This window comes from Mesorhizobium argentiipisi (SeqCode) (assembly GCF_037179585.1).
Classification (GTDB): domain Bacteria; phylum Pseudomonadota; class Alphaproteobacteria; order Rhizobiales; family Rhizobiaceae; genus Mesorhizobium; species Mesorhizobium argentiipisi.
Map to the genome: position 1 here is coordinate 1 of NZ_JAPYKO010000095.1, position 510 is coordinate 510.

The 510-nt window shown below is 65.9% G+C and carries 1 protein-coding gene; it reads left to right on the plus strand.

Features of this window, described 5'->3' with window-relative positions:
* On the plus strand, positions 1-510 hold a 510-nt coding region (locus O7A05_RS34085), incomplete at both ends, for a transposase (protein WP_463152120.1).

The window sequence follows — 510 nt, forward strand, 5'->3', positions numbered from 1 at the left end:
GTGCGCGCGAGACGAAGGCGTTCCTGCGACCACGCGGCATCAGGTCGGCGAGCGACCTGTTGCGCCTGACGCTGGCTTACTGCCTTGGCAAGGTAGGGATGCGGGGCGTCGTGGCCTGGGCGGCGGCGAGCGGCATTGCCGACATTTCGGACGTGGCCTTGCTCGGCCGGCTGCGCAATGCAGGGCCATGGCTGCAGCAGTTGATCGGGCATCTTTTGAAGCGCGAGGAGGAGGAGGCAGGCTTGGCCAAAGGCCGGCTGATCCGCATCCTCGATGCGACGGCGGTTGCCAAGGCCGGTGCGCATGAGAAGAAGAACAATGGCCTTTGGCGAATGCACTGCGCCTTCGAGCTTGAGCGCGAGCGGTTCGATTTCCTCGAGATTACCGACCAGAGCGAGGCCGAGCTGATCGACCGCGTGCCGGTGGTGGCGGGCGAGATCCGCATCGGCGACCGCGTCTATCTGCAGGCCGAGCGGATCGCAAAGGTGATGGCGCAAGGCGGCGACGTTG